Source organism: Pseudomonas oryzihabitans (genome assembly GCF_007665395.1).
GTDB classification, from domain to species: domain Bacteria; phylum Pseudomonadota; class Gammaproteobacteria; order Pseudomonadales; family Pseudomonadaceae; genus Chryseomonas; species Chryseomonas psychrotolerans_C.
The window spans coordinates 242,062-262,645 of sequence record NZ_VDND01000007.1 but is presented as its reverse complement, the minus strand read 5'-3'; the positions used below and the strand labels follow the sequence as shown (position 1 = coordinate 262,645).

Below are 20,584 nucleotides of genomic sequence, written 5' to 3'. Positions count from 1 at the left end.
TCGCACGGCGGACGTGCAAGATTCAGTGGGTCAGGAGCCTTGAGCGCCACCACGACATCGCGTCGTCCAAGCCACCTTCCAGAGAAAATGACGGTTGCCAGCCCAACGCGCGCAGACGTCGCGAGTCGGAGACCAGAAAGGCCGGATCGTTTTCCGACGCTTTTCTGGCGCCCAATCGTACGAGACCTTCCGCCTGCAGGGACCGGGCCAAATATCCAATCACGGTCTTGAGCTGTACTGGCTCCCCACTTCCGACGTTGAATACGCCAGTTGCCTGCTGCTTACTCAGATGGACGAATGCCGCGGCAACGTCTTCCACGTGTAGGAAATCACGCCACTGCTCACCCGAAGAACACAGGGCGGCTTCCCCCCTGAGCAGGGCCCGGATGACCGACGGCACCAGACGCGTCTCCGCTTCCCAAGGCCCGAACAAGTGAAAGATGCGCGCCCAGACAACGCTCAGCCCATGCATTTCACCGAACAGCACCGCCCATTCCTGAGCCAGTCTTTTACTGCGCCCATAGGGCGTAGCCGGCGTTAGCGGCGTGACATCCTCGCGACAAAAACCCTGGCGCCAGTCGTACTCGGCACACGTTCCTGCCAGTACGGCATGGTGTCCGCCATGGGCATGAAAGGCGCTCATCAGTTGTTGAGTGGCGACTATCCACTTGAGATTGTCCGGTGTCGTCCAGTAGTTGCTCGGCGCAACGCACCAGGCCAGGTGGATCAGGTGATCGGCGCCCACTCGACGGCAGAGCGACTGAATACCAGCCTCCCCTGCAAGCAGATCGATCTGATGCCAGCGCAATCCTGCTTGCGTTGTGTAAGACTCCGGCGTTCGCGTCGTGGTGGCATGGACCTGGTGTCCTTGCGCAAGGAGCTGCCTGACCAAGGGACTACCAATGAAACCACTGGCTCCTGTCAGCAGCACAACGCTCATCGGATGTTCAGCTCTGGAACAACCGTCACGAAGCGTCCGCCCCATGTCTGGATGGACGCCCATTCGGCTGAAATTTCATCGACCAGATTCCAGGGCAACACCACCACATAATCCGGACGCTCCTCAAGTAGCCGAGCGGGCGACACCACGGGAATACGACTACCTGGCAGGTAGCGCCCCTGCTTGTGCGGACTGGCATCAGCCACCCAGGCCAAGAGGTCCTGACGGACACCTGCATAGTTCAGCAGGGTATTGCCCTTGGCCGCGGCGCCGTAGCCAACGACTCGCTTGCCAGCGGCCTTGGCCTCGAGCAAAAAGCGCAGAAAGTCGTGTTTGATCCGCTCCGCAGCAGGTGCCAGGGTGGCATACCGAGCGGCGCTATCGAGCCCTGCGAGTTGCTCTTCCTGCCGCAGTCGCGCCACCGCTGCGGTCACCTGCTGGCGACCGTCGTTCCGGTGCTGGAGGTAGAGACGCAAAGAACCACCATGAGTGGCCAGCTGTTCGACGTCAAACACCTCCAGGCCTTGCGTCCAGGCCAGGCGCTCGACCACGCTCAGGGAAAGATAGGAGTAGTGCTCGTGGTACAGCGTGTCGAACTGGTGGGCCTCGAGCAGCCGGAGGAGATGCGGAAACTCGAAAGTGGTCACACCCGTAGGGGCCAGCAGCAGGGAGAACCCCGCGAGAAAGTCGTTGATGTCTGGAACGTGCGCCAAGACATTGTTGGCGATGATCAAGTCGGCACGACCCAACTCGGCGCTCAGTTCTTTGGCGCTACCAGCGCCAAAGAACACTTCGCGTATCTCCAGGCCCTTGGCGCGAGCAGCTCGGGCGGTACTCGCCGTGGGTTCCACGCCCCAGCAGGGAATACCCGCGGCGGCGAAATACTGCAGCAGATAACCATCGTTGGCGGCTATCTCGACCACCCGATGACGCTCATCCAGACCAAAGCGCGCGATGACGCGCTCCACGTAGCGTCGCGCATGAGCCAACCAGGACGACGAGTAGGAGCTGAAATAGACGTAATCCGCGTCGAAGAGCGTCTCGGCGCTGCGATAATCCACGGTCTGCACGAGCCAGCACTGCTCGCAGACCATCACTTTCAACGGTACCCAGTTCTCGACCTGGTTCAGGGCTGATTCGGTGAGGAAAGCGTTGGACGGCGGAGCCGTTCCCAAGTCGATCAGCGGTAGGCTCAGGGCTGACTGGCAGGCACGGCACTTCATACAACTATTCCTCGAAAAGCGTCCGTTAGCGGCGGATGTGCCGCATCCCGAGATGAAAGGTTGACGACTGGCAACGGCCACGAGATCCCCAGCCGCGAATCGCTGGGTGCAAGCCCGGACTCCTGATCGGGTACGTAGTCAGCGCTGTGCAGGTAGAGCAACTCGACGTCGTCGCTGAGCGCCTGAAAGCCATGCGCGAAGCCTGGTGGTAGCCACAGGCTGCGACCATCTCCCGCCTCCAGGCGCTCGGCGTGCCATTTCAGAAAGGTAGGCGAATTCTGGCGGACATCCACCGCAACATCCCAAACGCTGCCACGTAGACAGGTGATCAGCTTATCTTCGCTGAAAGGCGGGAGTTGATAATGCAACCCGCGAACGCTGCCACAACGCGACGTCTGCGACAGATTGATTTGCCGTACGGTGAAGGGAGCTGTCGCCTGATTCAGCCAGGTGAGGCAGTAGAGACGTGAGAAGCGCCCCCGCGCGTCCTCATGCGTCCGGTGCGTCAACAGCCGCAGGCCAGGGAGAGGAAGGTCGCGCAGGGTCATGTCCGTCATGGCGCACCCAGGTAGCTATCGATCTGGGCCTGGGTGGTCTGTCGCGGATCGAGTCCCGCGTGCCACGCGCGATGCCAAGCAAGGGTCTGAGAAAGGCACGTCTCCAGCGACCAACGAGGCCGCCACCCCAGATACTCACGCGCCCGACTGCTATCGAGCTTGAGCAACCCGGCTTCGTGCAATCCGGCCGGATCAACTCGCACGCCGGGCGCTTGCGGCCAGTCGCGGGCGAGCAACTGGACCAGTCGCTCGACGGTACAGGTGGCATCTTCGGCAGGGCCGAAATTCCAGGCGCCACGGGCAAGCTCAGCGCTGGTGGTCAAACGTTCGGCCAGTAGGAGATAACCCGACAGTGGTTCCAGGACATGTTGCCAGGGACGGACGGCCGACGGGTAACGCAGGATGACCGAACTCCCTTCGCTCCAGGCGGCGAGCACATCGGGGATCAGTCGATTGGCCGCGAAGTCACCGCCACCCAGTACGTTACCGGCACGCGCGGTGGCGATCGCCACACCATGTTCAGCGTAACGCTCCGGAGCGAAGAACGACGCCGCGTAGGACTCCGCCAAGAGTTCACAACAGGCCTTGCTGGCGCTATAGGGGTCATGTCCACCCAGCGCCTCGTTCTCACGGTAAGGCCACTGCCACTCGCGATTCGCATAGATCTTGTCAGTAGTCACCACCACGCAGGCACTGACACCGCCAACGGATCTGATCGCTTCCAGCACATGGAGCGTACCCATGACGTTACTGCCATAGGTAGTTACCGGGTCATGGTAGCTCTCGCGGACCAACGCCTGGGCAGCGAGATGGAGAACGATCTCCGGACGCACCTCTCCCATGACCCGGCGCACTGTGGAGAGATCACGGATATCGCCTTCATGATGATCAGCGATGGAGCGCGCGCCGGTCAGTTCGAACAGGCTGGGCGAAGTGGCTGGCAACGCCAACCCGGCCACCTTCGCGCCGAGCCGATGCAACAGCCAGAGCAACCAGGTTCCCTTGAACCCCGTATGCCCGGTGACCAGCACGCGTTTACCCTCCCAGAAGGCTGGATTCATTGCCAGACCCGCCAAGGCGCTGCACCCTCCTGCCAGAGCTGCTCGAGATAATTCTTGTCCCTCAACGTATCCATTGGATGCCAGAACCCCTGGTGTTGGAAGGCGTGGAGTTGCTGCTCGGCTGCCAGGCGAGACAAGGGAGTGTCCTCCCAAATAGTGTCGTCACCCTCGATGAAGTCGAGCACCGCTGGGGAAAGAACGAAGAAGCCGCCATTGACCCAGCCGCCGTCTCCGCGAGGCTTCTCGATAAAACCCCGCACCGTATCACCGACACAGTCCAGCGATCCGTAGCGCCCCAGAGGCTGCACGGCCGTCACGGTAGCTAGGCGACCATGACTGCGGTGGAAATCAATTAGCTGAGTGATATTCAGATCCGACACGCCATCGCCATAAGTAAGGCAAAAAGCTGAATCGTCCTGCAGATAACGGCGGACTCGCTTTAGACGACCACCGGTCATGGAGGCCTCCCCGGTATCGACCAGCGTTACCCGCCAAGGCTCGCTGTAGTTCTGATGCACCTCCATGCGGTTTTCGCGCATGTCGAAGGTAACGTCCGAAGTATGCAGAAAATAGTTGGCGAAGAAGTCCTTGATGACGTAGCCCCGGTAGCCCAGGCAGATAATGAAGTCGTTCACACCATGGAAGGCGTACTGCTTCATGATATGCCAGAGGATCGGCTTACCGCCGATCTCGATCATCGGCTTGGGCCGCAGATGGGACTCTTCACTGATTCGCGTACCAAGGCCTCCGGCCAAGATCACAGCTTTCATATGTCATCCTCCATTGCCAGCGTTACGCCGCCGGGCGATCCTAAATGCCGAAGTTGAACGCCACCGAAATCCGCGGCCTTTGCCCCTTGAATCGGCGTACCGCATGCATCAGCCAGGACGGGAACATCACGAAGGTGCCGCTGGATGGGCTGACGGTGGTCGAGTAACCAGCGGTCAGGCAGCCCTCGATGCGCATGCGCAGCTCGGGATTGTAGACCGAGGGCATCAGGCCGCGGGGATCGACGAATTCGAGTTCGCCGGCACAGTCGGCGTCCTGGGCGCCGCCATCGTCCACCCAATAGACGCCCGACCAGAAGGCCCCGGGGTGACCGTGCAGGGCGTTGCCCTGCCCCGCTTCGTTGACGTTGGCCCAGGCGTTGTAGCGCCACTCGAAGGCCGGCTCGATCAGGCCATGTTCCGCGGAGTGGACGGCGGTGAGCTGGGTCGCGAAGGCGCGGGCGAAGGCGGCGAGCTCGGCGCCCGGAGAACCTGCCCAGCTGTCGAAGTCATGGCTCGATTGCCAGCCGCCCTCGTTGCTGTGGCGGGTCCCGGCGTCCTGATCGCGGCGTGCCAGGATCACCGCGCGGAGTTCGGCATTGAGCCGCTCGGCGTCGGGATGCACCAGCTGCGCCAGGGGCGTGACGAAGAGCTTCTTGATCTCGATGTTGGCCGTATCGAATGGCTGGCTCATGACGGCTGGCTTCCCCTTCAGATCTTGTCGAACAAGCTTAGCTGGGCAACCTTGGCGAAGGCGGCCTGGGCGGCCTGCAACATGGTCTGCTGCAAGGTGAGCTTCGACGTGGCCTCGGACATGTCGGTGTCGCGGATGGACGACTGGGTGGTGTCGTTGGACAGCGACAGGCTCTGACTCTCGGTGGTGAGGGTGTCGATGGTCTGCTGCCGAGCCCCCAGCGACGAGGTGACCTTGTAGACCTGGTTCATGCCGTTGTCGAGGTTGGTGATGGCCGACGCCACGGCGTTGCGGATATTCAGTTCCGCCTGGGGATCGTTGGTCGTCGGCGTATCCAGGGCGGTCCGCAGGTTCTTGATGGTGTCGAGGATGTTCTGCGTCTGGTTGCTGCTGCCGGCCACGGTGAACTGGTCGCCGCTGGCCGCCGCCGAATTGATGCTGAACTGGGCGCCGTTGATGGTGATGCTGGCCGGATAGGTGCCGCCCAGGGTACCCGTGGACAGCGGGGTGCTGCTGGAAGTGGTCGGCAGCGCATAGACCGAATAGTCGGTCGCCGAGCTGAATTTCAGCAGGACGCCGTTGTTGGGAAAGGTGGTGCTGTAGGTGGTGGCGTTGGTGACGGTGCCACCGCTGAGCTGGGCGGTCGAGGTATTGGACGCGGTCCGGGTGATGTCGAAGGTCTCCGGCTTGACCCCGAAACTGAAGCTGTAGCCGGACACCAGGGCATCGGTGGCCGTGCTGTCGTCGCTGGACTTCAAGGAGACGTCGAGGGCCAGCTGCGCGCCGCGGAAGTTGACGGTTACCGCGTCACCCGTGGTGGTCTGGTAGGAGCCATTGCCGCTGACCTCGCTGGTCACGTCGTTGTTGTTGGCGTCGAAGATCTTGAACTGGGTGCTGCTGAGCACCTGCAGCTTGTAGGGCGCACCGCTGCGGAAACTGCTGTTGAAGCTGTTGTCGTCGGTCACGGTGCCCTGCGACAGGAACACCCGCTGGGTCCCGTCGCTATTGGGATTGTTGGTCAGGCTCGAGGTGGTGAGGTCGGCGTTCTGGGCGCTCTGGAAGGTGCTCCAGCCGTTGTCGCTGATGGCCAGGTTGAGGGTGTCGGAGACCTGGACCGACAGCGAGCTCTGGTCACCCTTGTAGCTGTAGCTGCCATCGGGATTCTTGACGAAAGGCTGCACCGTGCCATTGCTGCCGGCGAAGATGTAGTTGCCGTTGGCATCCTTGCTGTTCATCAGCGAGAACAGCTGATCCTGGATATCGCCCAGCTGGTCACTGATGGCGCTTCGGTTGGCATCGGTATAGGAGCCATTGCCCGCCTGCACGGCGAGTGCCCGCGCGTTCTGCAGCACGTTGGTGATGGTGGTCAGCACCGACTCCTCGTTGGTCAGCGCATTGTTGGCGGTGGTCATGTTGCCGCTGTACTGGGTCAGCAGCGTCTTCTGCTGATCGAGCTGCAGCAAGCGCGCCGACCCCACCGGATCGTCCGCCGGCGTCTGGATGCGGACCCCGCTGGAGATCTGCTCCAGCGTCTTGGTCATGTTGGAGTAGCCGTCGGAGTAGCCCTGGGTGCTGGACGAGAACATCTGGGGGGTGGAGATACGCATGGCCGACGTCCCTTAGAAGGCTTGAATCAATGTATTGAAGACGGTCTGCGAGATTTCGATGATCTTCGCCGAGGCACTGTAGTACTGCTGGTACTTGATCAGGTTGGCCGCCTCCTCGTCCAGGTTGACGCCCGACAGCGAGGATTGGCTCGCCTGCGCCTGCTTGAGGATAGCCGACGTCGCACTGGCATCCAGGCTGGCCTGGTTGGTCTTGGCGCCAACCGTTTCCACCAGGCTGCTGTAGGTGCTGTTCATGCTCGCGTTGCCCACGGTGGCCGACGTCTGCAGGTTCAGCAAGCCCAGGGCGTTGGTGTTGTCGGTACTGCCGGCGGCGCCGAAGGAGACGCTGAAGGTATCCCCGCTGGAGGGCTTGCCCGCCAGCGTCAGCTGGAAGGTGAAGGCACTCGGTACCGTGGAGCCGTTGGCGGCGATGTTGACGTTCACCGTGTTGCTCTGGCCGGCGACGATGGAGCCGGTGCCGAGGCTGTTACCGCTCGCGTCGTAGATCGTGTAGGCCTGGCTGCCATCGCTGGCGGCGGCCCCGAACTGGAGTTTCACCGGCATGGCATTCTGGATGCTGGTCGCCAGGCTGCTGGCCGAGGCGCTGTCGTAGATGCTGCGCTGGGTGACCAGGGTCGGCGCGCTCACGGTACCGGTGCCGATGTTGGCGGCACTGCTCGCCGCCTTCAGCGGCGAGGCGAAGGCCAGGTCCTGGGCATCGGTCATGGTGACCGCCGCCTGGCTGGCAGCCAGGCGCGTGGGCTGCACGGTGAAGGTGTCACCCGCCGTCACGCTGCCCGTCCGCAGCCCCAGCTGCAGGCCGTCGATCTCGTCCGCCGGCGAGGCGGTGAGACTGTGGCTCCCCAGGTCCTGGCCATCGGACAGGCGGGTCACGCTGTACTGGGTGGCACTGGTGAAGACCACGCGGTAGTCGCTGACGGTCAGGTCGCTGCTGTCGGCGATGGTGACGTTGAGGTTGGCGTTGACATCGCTGTTGGTGGTGCGCCCGATACTGCGCGAGGCGATGGCCGTGGCGCTGTTGATGTCGTTGAACACCTTGCTGCCGAAATTGCCCTTCAGGTCCAGCCCCTGGGCCTGCTGCTTGTTGATCGAATCCGAGGCCACCAGGGCCAGCCGGCCCAGGCTGTTCAGCGAGGGATTCACCACCTCGTCGCGATAACGCACCAGGCCGGTCATGGAGCCGCCGGATATCGACTGGGTGACATCCACCGCGATCCCGCTGGGCATGGTCAGCGTCAGGGCGTATTGCGAGGGATCCAGGGTACTGGCCTGGGCGCTGAGCGAACTCACCGAGCCGCCCACCACCAGCGGCTGGCCGGAGCCGATGTAGACGTTGTAGTTGCCATCCTGGTTGACCACGCTCACCCCGACCAGCTTGGACATGTCGTTGATGGCCTGGTCGCGCGCATCCAGCAGCGAGTTGGGGGTAGTGCCGCCGGCAGAGGCCACGGTGATGGCCTGGTTGTACTGGGCGATCTTGTTCGCCAGGGTATTGACCTGGGTCGCCGAGGCGCTCAGTTGGGTATTGATGTAGCTGCTCTGGTCGGAGAGCTGACTGGCGAGCGAATTGAATCTCTGGCTCAGCGTCGAGCTGCTGGTCAGTACCAGCGAGCGCGAGGCGCTGTCGGTGGGCGTCGCCGAGGCCGTCTGCAACGCCGAGAAGAACTTGCTCAGGGCGGTGCTGACGCCGGTGGTGCTGTCGGCCAACAGCGAGTCCACCGAGCTGGCGGCGGTGGAAAAGGTCTGGGCCTCGTTGTCCAGCGCGGTGCTGGTCTGCAGCTGGGTCGTCAGGTACTGGCTGTAGGAGCGCCGCACGTCCGCCAGGGTCGTGCCGTTGCCGATGTAGGCGACGCCGACGTTCTGCGCCGCTGCCGCATGCTGCTCCGTCGCCTGACGGGAATAGCCGGCGGTATCGACGTTGGTGATGTTGTTGCCGGTCGTGCTGAGCGCCGACTGGCTGGCCTGGATACCCGAGAGACCGATGGAAATGAGACTGGCCATGGATTGTCCTTAGGTACGCTTTACCGAGGTATCGACCGCAGCGATGTTTTCGTAGGTGCTCTTCATTTGCCGGGCGATCTGACTGACCTTGCGGGCGTACTGCGGATCGCTGGCGTAGCCGGCACGCTGCAGCTCGTGCATGAACTGGCTGGAGTCGCCGCCCTTGGCCAGCGCCTTGCCGTAGCGATCGTTGCTCTGCAGGAAACTCACGTAGTCGTCGAAACTCTGCTTGAAGGAGTCGTAGGAGCGAAAATCCGCGGCTTCCTTGCTCGCCTTGCCGTTGCGGTACTCGGTGGTCAGGGTGGTGGCGACGTCGCCGTCCCAGCTCGAATGGGCCTTGATGCCGAACAGGTTGTTGCTGGTGCTGCCATCCCGCTCGCGGATGATGGACTTGCCCCAGCCGGTTTCCAGAGCGGCTTGAGCCACCAGGTAATGGGCATCCACGCCGATCTTCTTCGCCGCTTCCTGCGCCATGGGCAGCATGGTGTCGACGAATTCCTGGCGCGTGCGGAACACCGACTTGCCCGCGGTCTGCCCCAGGGGCGCGACACTGCCGCCATTCAGTCGGGCGCTGCCGCTCACGCTGGCCACGGCGGGCGTGCCCAGCTGCTGCACGGCCTTCCAGTTAGTGGCATTGGCGGCCGTCGCGCTGTTGCCATTGGCGGTGTTGGCCGCCGCGGCCAGCACGGCCTCCTGGCTCTGCGCCGCGCTGGCCTTGCTGGGCATGGCCAGCCGACGGGAATTCAGCAGCGCGGACACGTCCTTGCGCTCGCTGGCACTGCCGCTTGCGCTGGCAACCGCCGCGGCTTGCGAGGCCTTGCCATCCCAGAGGGCGCGCCGCATGTCCATCGCCACGCTGGTTCCGGCCTGGGCGGAGCCAGCGGTCGCCGGGGCGGCGGTCTTGGTGGCCGCGACCTCGGTCGCCGGCGTCTTGCCGGCATCCTTGAGCATGCTCCGGGTCATCATGTCCGCCAGGCCAATGCCACCGCCGTTCTTGGCGAGGTTGACCGACAGCTGCTGGTCGTACATGTCCTGGAACTGCTTGGTGGTCTGGCTGTTGAACGGACTGTCCTGGGCGAGCACCTCGTTGGCCGAGCGCATCGACTTGAGCATCTGGTTCAGGAACACCGACTCGAATTCCTGGGCAACCTTGCGGACGTTGCCTTCGCTGTCGCGATCGGCCCCGTTCTTGAGGTTGTTCAAGCGGTTCAGGTCGGTATAGGCACCGGAATCCACCGAATCGAAAGTCCCGCCCAGGCGTGCAGTCATCGCCATTACTCCATCAGATTACGATCAGGTCGGCCTGCAGCGCGCCGGCCTGTTTCAACGCTTCGAGAATGGCGACCAGGTCGCTGGGCGCAGCGCCCACCTGATTCACCGCTCTCACGATCTCGTCCAGGGTGGTTCCCGGACCGAACTTGAACATCGGCTTGGCCTCCTGCTTGGCCTTGACGGTCGACTGGGGCGTCACCACCGTCTGCCCACCCGACAGGGGATTGGGCTGGCTGACCTGGGGGTCTTCGCTGATGGTCACCGTCAGGCTGCCCTGGGTCACCGCGGCCGGCGACACCTTGACGTTCTGCCCGATGACGATGGTCCCGGTGCGGGAGTTGACGATGACCTTCGCCACCTCCTGCCCCGGATCCACCTCCATGTTCTCCAGGATCGACAGGTAGTCCACGCGCTGGCCAGGATCGACCGGCGCCGTGACACGAATCGAGCCGGCATCAACAGCGGATGCAACACCCGCGCCAAGTGTCTCGTTGATCTTGTCGACCACGCGCTTGGCCGTGGTGAAGTCACTGCGCTTGAGGTCCAGCGTGATGCTGTTGCCCTGGTCGAAGCCGCTCGGCACCGGCCGCTCGACGGTGGCGCCATTGGGAATACGGCCGGCCGACGGAACGTTGACGGTAATCTTCGAGCCATCGCGGCCTTCGGCGTCAAAACCCCCGACCACCAGGTTGCCCTGGGCGATGGCATAGATCTGGCCATCGATCCCCTTGAGCGGTGACAGCAGCAGGCTGCCGCCTCTCAGGCTCTTGGAGTTGCCGATGGAGGACACGGTGATATCGATGGTCTGGCCAGGCTTGGCGAAGGCCGGCAGGTCGGCGTGGATCGACACCGCCGCGACGTTCTTCAGCTGGGCCGAGCTCGTGCCAGCCGGCACCTTGATGCCGAACTGCGCCAGCATGTTGTTGAAGGTCTGGATGGTGAAGGGGGTCTGGGTGGTCTGGTCGCCCGTCCCGGGCAGGCCCACCACCAGGCCGTAGCCGATCAGCTGGTTGGTCCGTACGCCCTGGATATTGGCGATGTCCTTGAGACGTTCGGCCTGGGCGAAGGGCACGGCCAGCAGCAGGGCGAACAGGCCGAACAGGGTCTTGCGCATGGGGGTCATCCTCAGAACGGCATCAGGGCGCTGCCGAAGAACTGGCTCAACCAGCCAGGCTGGCTCGCATCGGCGAAGGAGCCCGTGCCCGAATAGGTGATCCGCGCATCGGCCACGCGGGTGGAGAGCACGGTGTTGTCGGTGGCGATGTCGTCGGCGCGGACCATGCCCTGGATGCGCATCAGCTCGTTGCCGGTATTGAGGGTCAGCCACTTCTCGCCACGGACCACCAGGATGCCGTTGGGCAGTACCTCGGCGATGGTCACGGTCAGGGAGCCAGTCAGGCTGTTGCCCTGGGCGGCGGTGGACTTGCCGGTGTTGGAGCGGTTGCCGGAGAAACCGGCGTCCAGGCTCAGGTCGCCGTCGGCCAACGGATTGGGGATCGACGGCTTGGCGCCGAACAGGGAAGTCAGGCCGAGGGTCGACTTGCTGTTCTTGGCGATGTCGGAACTGGCGTTCTTGCTGGCCTGGGTCTTCTCCTGCAGGGTGATGGTGATGATGTCGCCGATGCGGAAGGCCTTGCGATCGGTGTAGAGATTCTGCTCGAAGCCCGACTGGAAGATGGCACCGTTGTTCTGCGCCGCGGGCACCGGGGTGCGCGGCAACACGGGGGAATAGTAGGGATCGTCCGGCTTGGCGGCCGGGGCTACGCATCCTGCGAGAACGAGCGCTCCGAACAGCGGAGCGACGGCAAAGAGACGATTCATGGAGCGCTACCTCGCAGGGGTGGCTATTACAGGTTCTGGGTGACGAAGCCGAGCATCTGGTCGGCGGTGGAGATGACCTTGGAATTCATCTCGTAGGCGCGCTGGGTGGTGATCATGTTCACCATCTCTTCCACGGTGCTCACGTTGGAGGTTTCCAGGGTGTTCTGCTGGATGGTGCCCAGGCCGTTGTTGCCCGGCGTACCGACCTGGGGCGCGCCGCTGCTGGTGGTCTCGGCGAACAGGTTGTTGCCCATCGCCTGCAGGCCGCCCGGGTTGACGAACTGGGCAGTCTGGATGGTGCCGATGGTGGTAACGGTCGAGGAGCCGGCCTGGGTCACGGAGACGGTGCCGTCCTGGCCGACGGTGAAGGTCTGGGTATCGGCCGGCACGGTGATGGCGGGCTCCACCGGAAAGCCATTGGCCGTGACGATCTGGCCGTCGGCATTGAGGTGGAAGGTACCGTCGCGGGTGTAGTTGACGGTGCCATCGGGCATCTGGACCTGGAAGAAACCATGGCCGTTGATGGCCATGTCCAGCGGCTGCTCGGTCGTTTGCAGGGTGCCCTGGGTAAAGGTTTTCTGGGTGCCGACGATACGCACACCGGTACCCAGCTGCAGACCCGAAGGCAGCTCGCTGTCCTGGGTGGACTGCGCACCGGGCTGGCGACGGATCTGATAGAGCAGGTCCTGGAATTCGGCGCGGTCGCGCTTGAAGCCGGTCGTCGAGACGTTGGCCAGGTTGTTGGAGATGGTCGTCAGGTTGGTGTCCTGAGCGGCCAGGCCAGTCTTGGCGACATAGAGGGCGGAAATCATCGTTTTTCTCCTTCGGCGCCGGGAATCAGGCGTCAACAGCGTTCAATCAGCTGAATTGCAAAACCTTTGCCATGGACGCGTCGTTGTCCTCGGCGGATTTCATCATCTTGATCTGCAGTTCGAATTGCTTCGAAAGCGAGAGGATCGAGGTCATCTCCTCCACCGCACTGACGTTGCTCGACTCGGTGAAGCCGGACACCACCTGGACACCGGCATCCGCCGCCGCGGGCTTGCCGTCCTTGGTACGGATGGTCCCGTCCAGGCCCTTCTCGATAGTCTTGGGGTCCGGATTGACCAGCTTGATGCGATCGATGACCGCCAGGGCATTGGTGTTTTCCCCGGCGCCGCGAACGGTGATGGAGCCGTCCTGGCCGATCTCGATCTGCTGATTGGGCGGCACGGCGATCGGCCCGCCATTGCCGAGGACCGGCAAATCGTTGCCGGTGCGCAGCATGCCCAGGGCGTCCACCTTGAGGCTGCCGGTCCGGACGTAGGCTTCCTTGCCGTCGGCGCCCTGCACCGCGATCCAGCCGTTGCCCTGGATGGCCACGTCGAGATCCCGACCGGTCTCCTGCAGGGTGCCCGGGGTGAAGTCGGTCCCCGGACGCTCGCTCATGGAATAGACGCGCGAGGGGTAGCTCTCACCGAAGGTCTGCATGGAGCGCGCCTGCTCGAAATCCCGGCGAAAGCCACTGGTGGAGATGTTGGCGAGGTTGTTGGAGTGCGCCTGGATGGCCATGGTGTTCTGGCTGGCGCCGGTCATGGCGAGATATAGCAATCGGTCCATAGGGTCCTCGCAGGGCGATCGTTATCGCCACGGGTCTGAAACGGTCCAGACCTCCTGAGCAAGGCACGTGCCATTCTTGGCATTCCATTGATTTAAAAGAAAAAAAGCCCTCGCAAGGAGGGCTTTTTCACAACGACCGTCAAAGAACCGTTAGCGGATCTGGATGATGGTCTGCGACAGCGTGTTTTCCGTCTCGATGGTCTTGGCGTTGGCCTGGTAGTTACGCTGGGCCACGATCAGATTGACCAGCTGGGTACTGAGATCGACGTTGGAAGCCTCCAGCGAGCCCGAGGTCAGAGTTCCCAGCGTGCCGGAAGACGGTGTTCCCACCACCGCCTGGCCGGAGGTGGAGGACTGGGCGAAGGTGTTGCTGCCCAGCGGGGTCAGGCCCTGGTTGTTGGCGAAACTGGCCAGGATCACCTGGCCGATCACCTTGGACTGGCTGTTGGTGAAGCTCGCGTAGAGCTTGCCTTCGGTATCGATGGACAGGCCCGACAGCTGGCCGGTGGTGTAGCCATCCTGGGATTTGCTGGTCACCGCGAAGGAGGTCGCGGTCTGCGTGGTGCTGCTCAGGTCGATGGCGATGCCGGTGGTGGAGGCGGACGCGCCGTTGGCCCCATAGGTCTTGGGCGTGGTGGAGGCGTTGGTCACAGTGGCCGGCACCCAGTTGTTCAGCGCGAACTTGCCGGTGCTGGTGACGGTGAGGCCGGTGCCGCCCGTGGCGCTGAGCTTGCCGGTGCTGTCGAAGGTCAGGGTGTTGCTCAACGGTGTGGTGGACGTCGGGTCGGCCGGGTTGCGCCCGTCGACCAGGCTGTACATGTTCCAGGTGTTGGTGCCGGTCTTGGCGAAGTAGTACGTCAAGGTATGGGCGTTGCCCTGGGAGTCGTAGATGCTGGTGGACGTCGAGTTGTTGAAGCTGGTGGCATCGCTGGGGTCGAAGGTGGCCGTGGTGGGAACGGTCGCCGACGAGTTGAGACTCAACACCTCGGTGTCCTTGGTCGTGGCCTTGGGCGCCTGGTTGGTGGTGTCGATCTTCAGGTTGGTGGCGATGCCGCTGATCACGTTGCCATCGCTGTCCGCCGCGTAGCCGCGCAGGTTGTAGCCGGAGTTGTTGACCACGAAGCCATTGGCGTCGGTCTTGAAGGTGCCGTCTCGCGAATAGAGGTTGGAGCCGTTGTTGTTCATGACGAAGAAGCCGCCGCCATTGATCGCCATGTCCAGGGCGTTGCCGGTGCTGGTCACGTTGCCCTGGGTAAATTGCTGGGCCACGGCCGCGGTCCGCACGCCGGCGCCGGGCTGGTTGGAACTCGACCCCAGGTACATGGAGCTGGAATAGACATCGGCGAATTCGGCGCGCGAGGACTTGAAGCCCGTGGTGCCCACGTTGGCGATGTTGTTGCCGGTCACGCTGAGATCGGTGGCGGCGGCATTGAGGCCACTGAGGCCGACGTTGAAGCTCATGGTTGTACTCCTGTCCGGCGGGGCCGGCTCACTGGCCTATGGTCTTGACGTTCGCCAAGGCGACGTTGGTGCCGTCGGCGAGGTTGAGGGTCATGTCACTGCCGCTGGTACCCAGGGTCACGCTGCTCACGGTATTCGGCAGGTAGGTCGTCAGCGCCGTGGAGGTGCCACCGATGGCGGCCGTGGCTTTGAAGGTGTAGGTGCCGGACGCCAGCGTCTGGCCGGAGCTGTCCTTGCCATCCCAGCTGAAGGAGTGGGTGCCGGCGCTGCTGGCCTCCAGGGGAATGGTGTCGACCAGGGAGCCGGCGCTGTTGTAGACGCCCACCGAGAGATCACTGCCGGACGACGGCAGCACCACGCTGCCGGTCATGCCGGAGGTGGTATCGACCACCGCCGTGCTGCCGGCGGCGATCACCGAGCGACCGACCAGCGAAGAGGCCTGCAGTGCCTGGGAAGAGTTGTAGTTGCTGACGATGGAATCCACCGAGGTATTGAGGTTCTGCAAGGACTCGACGCTGCTGAACTGGGCCAGCTGCGCGACGAACTCGGTGTTGTCCTGCGGATTCAGCGGATTCTGGTTGTTGAGCTGGGTGACCAGCAGCTTCAGGAAGTCGTTCTTCCCGAGACTGCTGGTGGTGCTGCCCGAGGTCGTCGCGCCGCTGGACGTCGCCGAGCTGCTCGATACCTTGCTGTTGGACAGCACCGACGACAGCAGCGAGCTGCTACTGGTGGTGGAAGAAGTGGTGGTCATGGCGACTCCCTAGCGATCACTGACCCAGGGTCAGTACCTTCTGCATCATCTGTTTGGCGGTATTCATCATTTCCGCGTTGGTCTGGAAGGCCCGACTGGCGGAGATCATGTCGGCCATTTCCTCCACCACGTTCACGTTCGGGTAATAGACGTAGCCGTCCTTGTCCGCCATGGGATGATGGGGTTCGTAGCGCTTCTGCACCTCGCTCTGATCCTCGACGATGCCCTTCACCTCCACCCCGACCCCGGCCTGGCCCTGGTCATCGAACAGCGAGGAACCACCCTGGGCCTCGCTGAGCTGGGCAGCGAACACCGGATGGCGGGCCTTGTAGGTCTGGTCGACGCTGGAAGCCACCGACTCGGCGTTGGCCATGTTGCTGGCCACGGTATTGAGCCGGACGTTCTGGGCGCTCATCGCGCTACCGGCGATGTTGAACAACGAACTCAAGGACATGGTTATTCTCCCTTGATGGCCGACATCAGCCCCTTGAACTTGCTATTGAGCAGCGTGAAGCTGGCCTGGAAGTTCATGGCGTTCTCGGCGTAGTTGGCCTGCTCCACCTGGGCGTCCACGGTGTTCTGGTCGACCGAGGGCTGGCTAGGGATGCGGTACTTCAGGGCTGCATCGCCCATGCCCATGTCGAAGCCCTCGGCGGCGATGTGCCGGCTGTTGGTGGTTTCCAGCTGATAGTGCCCGCTAGCCCCGGATGAGCCCTTGGCCGCCTGCTCGGCGAGCACCGCGCTGAAATCCAGGTCCCGTGCCTTGTAGCCAGGGGTATCGGCGTTGGCCAGGTTGTTGCCCAGCACCTCGGCGCGCTGCGAACGGAAGTTCAGCGCCTGCTCGTGCAGGCCGAGTGCCTTTTCGAAACTGATGCTCATGTCGAGAGACCTTTGACGTGGCTTGCAAACGATTTAGCAAGGCCCGTGCCAGTCTCCGACATTCATCAAAATCAAGAGGTTAGCGCTAGGTTGCGGCCAGAACGGCGGCAAGCGGCAAGGTTTTTCCGCCGCCCTTGCCGCCGGCGGGGGAAAGCCGCGGCAAAAGTTTGGCGCAAAAGAAAGGGCAGACCTGGGTCTGCCCTGGGTGTCCGGTGACCGGCCTACTTGGCCTTGTAGATGATGCCCGGATTGCACTGCACCATCTGATAGAGATCCGGCAGGCCGTTGAGGGCTTCGGAGGCACCGAGGAACAGGTAGCCGCCCGGCTTCAGGGTGGCGTGGATCCGCGTCAGGATGTCCTTCTTCACCTCGGCGGAGAAGTAGATCAGCACGTTGCGGCAGAACACCATGTCGAACTTGCCGAGACTGGCGTAGCTGTCGAGCAGATTCAGCGCGCGGAATTCGATGCGGCTGCGAATCGCCGGCTTGACCGCCCAGCGACCTGGCTGGAGGACGTCGAAATAGCGCTGCAGGCGTTCCTGCGACAATCCCCGGCCGATCGCCAGGGAATCGTATTCGCCGGATTTCGCCGCGGTGAGGATGGCGCCCGACAGGTCGGTGGCCACAATCTGCAGGCCGCCACGCCCCTGCCCTGCCGCGCTGCGCTCGAACTCGTCCATGGTCATGGACAGCGAGTAGGGCTCCTGGCCCGATGAGCACGCCGCCGACCAGACCCGCAGGCGCTGGCCGAAGGTGTTCTTGGTCAACTCCGGCAACAGGCGGTTCTTCAGCACCTCGAAGGGATAGGTGTCGCGAAACCAGAGGGTTTCGTTGGTAGTCATCGCGTCGATGACCTTCTCCCGCAAACCGCCACGGGGCTGCGACTGGATACGCTGCACCAACTCCGACAACGTCTTGATCCCCTCGGTCTCCATCAGCTTGTTCAGCCGACTGGAGACGAGGTACTGCTTGTTGTCACCGAGCAGGATCCCGCTGGATTTCTCAAGGAAATCACGAAAAAGCACAAAATCCGCGTTGACTGCTGACACTGCCGCTCCGCCTTCTGGATACCGGGATAGAGACGCCATCACCTAGTGACTGTCGACCGCATTGATGCGCTCGACGACCCGGGAGGCAAGATCATCGGGGCGGAACTTGGCCAGGAAGTCGTCCGCACCGACCTTCTTGACCATGGCCTGGTTGAAGACACCGGACAAGGAGGTATGCAGCAGTATATGCACTTTCTGCATCCGCGAATCATGACGGATTTCCGCCGTGAGGGTGTAGCCGTCCATTTCCGGCATCTCGATGTCGGAAATGATCATCAGCAATTCGTCTTCCGGACGCTTGCCCTCGCCCACCATCGCCTGCAGGTAGTTCAGCGCCTGGCGGCCGTCGTTGAGCGCGATGACTTCCACGCCGACGGTTTCCAGGCAGCGGCTCACCTGCTTGCGCGCCACCGAGGAGTCGTCGACGATCAGCACCCGCTTGGTCACGGCCTTGGCCTGGACCACTTCGCTGACCACACCGACCGACACGGTCTCCACCGACGGGGCCACCTCGGAAAGGATCTTCTCCACGTCGATGATCTCGACGAGCTGGTTGTCGACGCGGGTCACCGCGGTCAGGTAGTGGTCACGACCGGTACCCTTGGGCGGCGGGTTGATGCCTTCCCAGTTCATGTTGACGATCCGCTCGACCGAGCGCACCAGGAAGCCCTGCACCTTGGTGTTGTACTCGGTGATGATGACGAAGCAGTTGTTGATGTCTTCCAGGCCACGGCGCCCGGTGGCCATCGCCAGGTCGATGATGGGGAAGGTGCCGCCGCGGATACTGGCCACGCCCCGCACCACCCGGTTCGATTTCGGCATCACGGTGAGCTTGGGGCACTGCAGTACCTCCTTCACCTTGAAGACGTTGATGCCATAGAGCTGCGAGCCATCCAGGCGGAACAGCAGCAGCTCCAGACGGTTCTGGCCCACCAGTTGGGTACGTTGGTTGACTGCGTCCAATACACCAGCCATTAGATGACTCCTTTGAATGCCCACGAGCGGGTTAGCACAACTCGGCACGGGGCTTGCTTATGGGTTGATCATGAAGATCGCAGCGACGTGTTTCCGACCATGACTCTAGCTCGAAGACTGACCCTTGGCCTCCTGACCTTGCTCTGCTGTCTGCAAAGCAGGGCCTTCGCGGAAGACGCCTACACTTCACCTGATGAACTTATCGGCGCCGTCGAAAGTTTTCTTGAGGAACGGGTGCAGGAATATTTGCTGGATACCAGCCTCAATGCCCGCCATGAAACCCAGGTCAAGGCGCTCGACCCCCGCTTGCGCCTGGCAGCGTGCGACAAACCCCTGACGCTCGCCCAGCAGGGCGAACCGACCCCCATCGGTCGTCTCAGCGTCAAGGTTCGTTGCGAGGGCTCCAGTCCCTGGACCGTATTCGTGCCCGCGCAGGTCAAGCTCTACCGCCCGGTGGTGGTCGCCCTCCAGCCCCTGATGCGCGGTGCCCTGCTGGACACTAGCAACGTGGCGCTGGTGGAGCGCGACGTCGGCACCCTCAGCCAGGGCTACCTGACCAGCCTGGAGACGGTGCTCGGCGCCAAGCTCAAGCGCCAGGTGCTGAGCGACCAGCCCATGGCACCGGCCTATCTCGAACAGGCCGAACTCGTCCGCAAGGGCGAACAGGTCGTCATCAATGCCCGCACCTCGTCCTTCAGCATTCGCATGCAGGGTGAAGCCCTCGCCGGTGGTGCCAAGGACGAGGAGATCCGCATCCGTAATCTGAGCTCCAACCGGGTGATCCGGGGACGGGTGGTCGATCAGGGTCAAGTGGAGGTCGCTCTTTAGCTCGACGTGATAAAGGAGTAACTTCTTGTCGTTCGAGCGCTTTGAACGACGGGGAGAGATCCTGTCCAAAGATGTGAACCGTTGCACAGGTCTACGGCTAAAGTTTCCGCCCAGCGGGCCGATAAACCGGACATGTGAGCGATACATCCCGAGGAATTTCACGAATGGCCATAGACATCAATCGCCTGAACTCGACGTCGACGTCAGGCATCAGCACCCGTAGCACCTCGGCCCCGAAAGACGGTGTCAGCCTGGAAAGCAAGGACGTCACCGCCGCAGCAACCAGCCAGAAGGCCGGCGAATCGGTGAACCTGAGCCCCACGGCTCAGCAACTGAATTCCCTGACCGCCGGGCTGAAGGACCTGCCGGTGGTCGACAGTGACAAGGTCAGTCGCCTGAAGCAGGCCATCGCCGATGGTTCTTACCAGGTCGATAGCCAGAAGGTCGCCGACAAGCTGCTCGCCTTCGAGTCCTGAGGCAGTGGCGTCGGGCGGACCTGGTGAGAAACTTCAACCAAGAGATCCCGAGCCATGCCCGTCACGCCTCTCCTCGCCATCACCCTTACCGACGTCGAGCTTGCCGACCAGTTGCTGGCGCTCCTCGAGGAGGAATTCCAGGCCCTCGCGCAACGCGACCTCGTCGCGCTGGAAAGCCTGCTCGGTGGCAAGCAGATCCTGCTCAAGCAGCTCGACCAGCATGCCCAGCACCGCTCTACCCTGCTGCGCGCGGCCGGCTTGAGCAATGACCTCGCCGGCTTGCAGCAGTACGCCGCCGGCCAGCCCGAAGGCCAGGAGCTGCTCGCGGTGTCCGCGCGCCTGAGCGAGCTGATCGAGGCCTGCAAGCAGCGCAACGTCCGTAATGGCCAGATCATCCAGGCCAGCCAGATCGGCACGTCGCGGGTGCTCAACCTCCTGCAGGGCAGCAGCTCGGCGCCCACGCTCTACAACAGCCGCGGCAGCCAGACCCGCAGCGGTTATCAGCGACCGCTCAGCTCGGCCTGACGACCACCCTTCTCAAAAGATCGCGATAAGGCTGCAGGGATGGCGCTTAGCCATTATCCTTGCGGCCCGCCCCCTCA

22 protein-coding genes are annotated in these 20,584 nt (G+C 62.9%); 3 read left to right on the top strand and 19 right to left on the bottom strand.

What is annotated here, in order from left to right:
- Window positions 1-22: 22 nt before the first annotated feature.
- From FSV73_RS16510 to FSV73_RS16420, 19 genes are all read right to left on the bottom strand, one after another.
- A complete protein-coding gene (locus FSV73_RS16510; RefSeq protein ID WP_186309251.1) occupies window positions 23-940 on the bottom strand; it encodes an NAD-dependent epimerase/dehydratase family protein in 918 nt (305 codons plus the stop codon).
- Entirely contained in the window at window positions 937-2,163 is a 1,227-nt protein-coding gene (locus FSV73_RS16505; protein ID WP_145008922.1) for a class I SAM-dependent methyltransferase, read from the bottom strand. Before FSV73_RS16505 ends, FSV73_RS16510 begins: the two co-directional genes overlap by 4 nt.
- A complete protein-coding gene (locus FSV73_RS16500; RefSeq protein ID WP_145008921.1) occupies window positions 2,160-2,720 on the bottom strand; it encodes a dTDP-4-dehydrorhamnose 3,5-epimerase family protein in 561 nt (186 codons plus the stop codon). Before FSV73_RS16500 ends, FSV73_RS16505 begins: the two co-directional genes overlap by 4 nt.
- Window positions 2,717-3,796: a CDP-glucose 4,6-dehydratase gene (gene rfbG / locus FSV73_RS16495; protein WP_145008920.1), complete on the bottom strand. Its 1,080-nt coding sequence runs from the start codon at window positions 3,794-3,796 to the stop codon at window positions 2,717-2,719. The genes FSV73_RS16500 and rfbG overlap by 4 nt, the downstream gene beginning before the upstream one ends.
- Window positions 3,778-4,551, bottom strand: a complete 774-nt coding sequence (gene rfbF / locus FSV73_RS16490) for a glucose-1-phosphate cytidylyltransferase (RefSeq protein ID WP_145008919.1) — start codon at window positions 4,549-4,551, stop codon at window positions 3,778-3,780. Before rfbF ends, rfbG begins: the two co-directional genes overlap by 19 nt.
- 40 nt (window positions 4,552-4,591) lie before the next feature.
- Complete coding sequence (locus FSV73_RS16485; RefSeq protein WP_145008918.1) at window positions 4,592-5,242, bottom strand: TIGR02466 family protein; 651 nt, start codon at window positions 5,240-5,242, stop codon at window positions 4,592-4,594.
- 17 nt (window positions 5,243-5,259) lie between these two features.
- Entirely contained in the window at window positions 5,260-6,849 is a 1,590-nt protein-coding gene (locus FSV73_RS16480; RefSeq protein WP_145008917.1) for a flagellar hook-associated protein 3, read from the bottom strand.
- Window positions 6,850-6,861: 12 nt separating this feature from the next.
- A complete protein-coding gene (gene flgK, locus FSV73_RS16475; protein ID WP_145008916.1) occupies window positions 6,862-8,871 on the bottom strand; it encodes a flagellar hook-associated protein FlgK in 2,010 nt (669 codons plus the stop codon).
- A 9-nt stretch (window positions 8,872-8,880) separates the two neighbouring features.
- Entirely contained in the window at window positions 8,881-10,140 is a 1,260-nt protein-coding gene (gene flgJ / locus FSV73_RS16470) for a flagellar assembly peptidoglycan hydrolase FlgJ (RefSeq protein WP_145008915.1), read from the bottom strand.
- A gap of 13 nt (window positions 10,141-10,153) precedes the next feature.
- Window positions 10,154-11,257 (bottom strand): flagellar basal body P-ring protein FlgI, encoded by a 1,104-nt coding sequence (locus FSV73_RS16465; protein WP_145008914.1) that lies wholly within the window; start codon window positions 11,255-11,257, stop codon window positions 10,154-10,156.
- Between the two features lie 11 nt (window positions 11,258-11,268).
- Window positions 11,269-11,964: a flagellar basal body L-ring protein FlgH gene (gene flgH, locus FSV73_RS16460; protein WP_144959602.1), complete on the bottom strand. Its 696-nt coding sequence runs from the start codon at window positions 11,962-11,964 to the stop codon at window positions 11,269-11,271.
- Between the two features lie 26 nt (window positions 11,965-11,990).
- Window positions 11,991-12,776, bottom strand: a complete 786-nt coding sequence (gene flgG, locus FSV73_RS16455; RefSeq protein WP_145008913.1) for a flagellar basal-body rod protein FlgG — start codon at window positions 12,774-12,776, stop codon at window positions 11,991-11,993.
- Between the two features lie 46 nt (window positions 12,777-12,822).
- Window positions 12,823-13,563: a flagellar basal body rod protein FlgF gene (locus FSV73_RS16450; protein ID WP_145008912.1), complete on the bottom strand. Its 741-nt coding sequence runs from the start codon at window positions 13,561-13,563 to the stop codon at window positions 12,823-12,825.
- 150 nt (window positions 13,564-13,713) lie between these two features.
- The gene (gene flgE / locus FSV73_RS16445; protein ID WP_145008911.1) at window positions 13,714-15,024 is read right to left on the bottom strand and encodes a flagellar hook protein FlgE; all 1,311 of its coding nucleotides are present in this window, start codon (window positions 15,022-15,024) and stop codon (window positions 13,714-13,716) included.
- Window positions 15,025-15,052: 28 nt separating this feature from the next.
- Window positions 15,053-15,775 (bottom strand): flagellar hook assembly protein FlgD, encoded by a 723-nt coding sequence (locus tag FSV73_RS16440; RefSeq protein WP_145008910.1) that lies wholly within the window; start codon window positions 15,773-15,775, stop codon window positions 15,053-15,055.
- Between the two features lie 16 nt (window positions 15,776-15,791).
- Window positions 15,792-16,229 (bottom strand): flagellar basal body rod protein FlgC, encoded by a 438-nt coding sequence (gene flgC / locus FSV73_RS16435; protein WP_145008909.1) that lies wholly within the window; start codon window positions 16,227-16,229, stop codon window positions 15,792-15,794.
- Between the two features lie 2 nt (window positions 16,230-16,231).
- Entirely contained in the window at window positions 16,232-16,654 is a 423-nt protein-coding gene (gene flgB, locus FSV73_RS16430; RefSeq protein ID WP_145008908.1) for a flagellar basal body rod protein FlgB, read from the bottom strand.
- Window positions 16,655-16,875: 221 nt separating this feature from the next.
- Window positions 16,876-17,703: a protein-glutamate O-methyltransferase CheR gene (gene cheR / locus FSV73_RS16425; RefSeq protein WP_145008907.1), complete on the bottom strand. Its 828-nt coding sequence runs from the start codon at window positions 17,701-17,703 to the stop codon at window positions 16,876-16,878.
- A gap of 42 nt (window positions 17,704-17,745) precedes the next feature.
- Entirely contained in the window at window positions 17,746-18,678 is a 933-nt protein-coding gene (locus tag FSV73_RS16420; RefSeq protein WP_145008906.1) for a chemotaxis protein CheV, read from the bottom strand.
- 99 nt (window positions 18,679-18,777) lie between these two features.
- On the opposite strand from FSV73_RS16420, the gene flgA reads away from it, so the two are divergent.
- The 3 genes from flgA (at window position 18,778) to FSV73_RS16405 (ending at window position 20,507) form a co-directional block, all read left to right on the top strand.
- Window positions 18,778-19,506, top strand: coding sequence for a flagellar basal body P-ring formation chaperone FlgA (flgA, locus tag FSV73_RS16415; RefSeq protein WP_145008905.1), 729 nt, complete (start codon window positions 18,778-18,780; stop codon window positions 19,504-19,506).
- Window positions 19,507-19,670: 164 nt separating this feature from the next.
- On the top strand, window positions 19,671-19,982 hold the full coding sequence (flgM, locus tag FSV73_RS16410; RefSeq protein WP_145008904.1) for a flagellar biosynthesis anti-sigma factor FlgM: 312 nt from the start codon (window positions 19,671-19,673) through the stop codon (window positions 19,980-19,982).
- Between the two features lie 54 nt (window positions 19,983-20,036).
- Window positions 20,037-20,507, top strand: a complete 471-nt coding sequence (locus FSV73_RS16405) for a flagella synthesis protein FlgN (RefSeq protein WP_145008903.1) — start codon at window positions 20,037-20,039, stop codon at window positions 20,505-20,507.
- Window positions 20,508-20,584: the final 77 nt, after the last annotated feature.

What these genes read in the sequence shown, in the direction of transcription:
- FSV73_RS16510 (WP_186309251.1), bottom strand. Translation starts at nt 940, where the DNA reads ATGAGCGTTGTGCTGCTGACAGGAGCCAGTGGTTTCATTGGTAGTCCC.
- FSV73_RS16505 (WP_145008922.1), bottom strand. Translation starts at nt 2,163, where the DNA reads ATGAAGTGCCGTGCCTGCCAGTCAGCCCTGAGCCTACCGCTGATCGAC.
- FSV73_RS16500 (WP_145008921.1), bottom strand. Translation starts at nt 2,720, where the DNA reads ATGACGGACATGACCCTGCGCGACCTTCCTCTCCCTGGCCTGCGGCTG.
- rfbF (WP_145008919.1), bottom strand. Translation starts at nt 4,551, where the DNA reads ATGAAAGCTGTGATCTTGGCCGGAGGCCTTGGTACGCGAATCAGTGAA.
- FSV73_RS16485 (WP_145008918.1), bottom strand. Translation starts at nt 5,242, where the DNA reads ATGAGCCAGCCATTCGATACGGCCAACATCGAGATCAAGAAGCTCTTC.
- FSV73_RS16480 (WP_145008917.1), bottom strand. Translation starts at nt 6,849, where the DNA reads ATGCGTATCTCCACCCCCCAGATGTTCTCGTCCAGCACCCAGGGCTAC.
- flgK (WP_145008916.1), bottom strand. Translation starts at nt 8,871, where the DNA reads ATGGCCAGTCTCATTTCCATCGGTCTCTCGGGTATCCAGGCCAGCCAG.
- flgJ (WP_145008915.1), bottom strand. Translation starts at nt 10,140, where the DNA reads ATGACTGCACGCCTGGGCGGGACTTTCGATTCGGTGGATTCCGGTGCC.
- FSV73_RS16465 (WP_145008914.1), bottom strand. Translation starts at nt 11,257, where the DNA reads ATGCGCAAGACCCTGTTCGGCCTGTTCGCCCTGCTGCTGGCCGTGCCC.
- flgH (WP_144959602.1), bottom strand. Translation starts at nt 11,964, where the DNA reads ATGAATCGTCTCTTTGCCGTCGCTCCGCTGTTCGGAGCGCTCGTTCTC.
- flgG (WP_145008913.1), bottom strand. Translation starts at nt 12,776, where the DNA reads ATGATTTCCGCCCTCTATGTCGCCAAGACTGGCCTGGCCGCTCAGGAC.
- FSV73_RS16450 (WP_145008912.1), bottom strand. Translation starts at nt 13,563, where the DNA reads ATGGACCGATTGCTATATCTCGCCATGACCGGCGCCAGCCAGAACACC.
- flgE (WP_145008911.1), bottom strand. Translation starts at nt 15,024, where the DNA reads ATGAGCTTCAACGTCGGCCTCAGTGGCCTCAATGCCGCCGCCACCGAT.
- FSV73_RS16440 (WP_145008910.1), bottom strand. Translation starts at nt 15,775, where the DNA reads ATGACCACCACTTCTTCCACCACCAGTAGCAGCTCGCTGCTGTCGTCG.
- flgC (WP_145008909.1), bottom strand. Translation starts at nt 16,229, where the DNA reads ATGTCCTTGAGTTCGTTGTTCAACATCGCCGGTAGCGCGATGAGCGCC.
- flgB (WP_145008908.1), bottom strand. Translation starts at nt 16,654, where the DNA reads ATGAGCATCAGTTTCGAAAAGGCACTCGGCCTGCACGAGCAGGCGCTG.
- FSV73_RS16420 (WP_145008906.1), bottom strand. Translation starts at nt 18,678, where the DNA reads ATGGCTGGTGTATTGGACGCAGTCAACCAACGTACCCAACTGGTGGGC.
- flgA (WP_145008905.1), top strand. Translation starts at nt 18,778, where the DNA reads ATGACTCTAGCTCGAAGACTGACCCTTGGCCTCCTGACCTTGCTCTGC.
- flgM (WP_145008904.1), top strand. Translation starts at nt 19,671, where the DNA reads ATGGCCATAGACATCAATCGCCTGAACTCGACGTCGACGTCAGGCATC.
- FSV73_RS16405 (WP_145008903.1), top strand. Translation starts at nt 20,037, where the DNA reads ATGCCCGTCACGCCTCTCCTCGCCATCACCCTTACCGACGTCGAGCTT.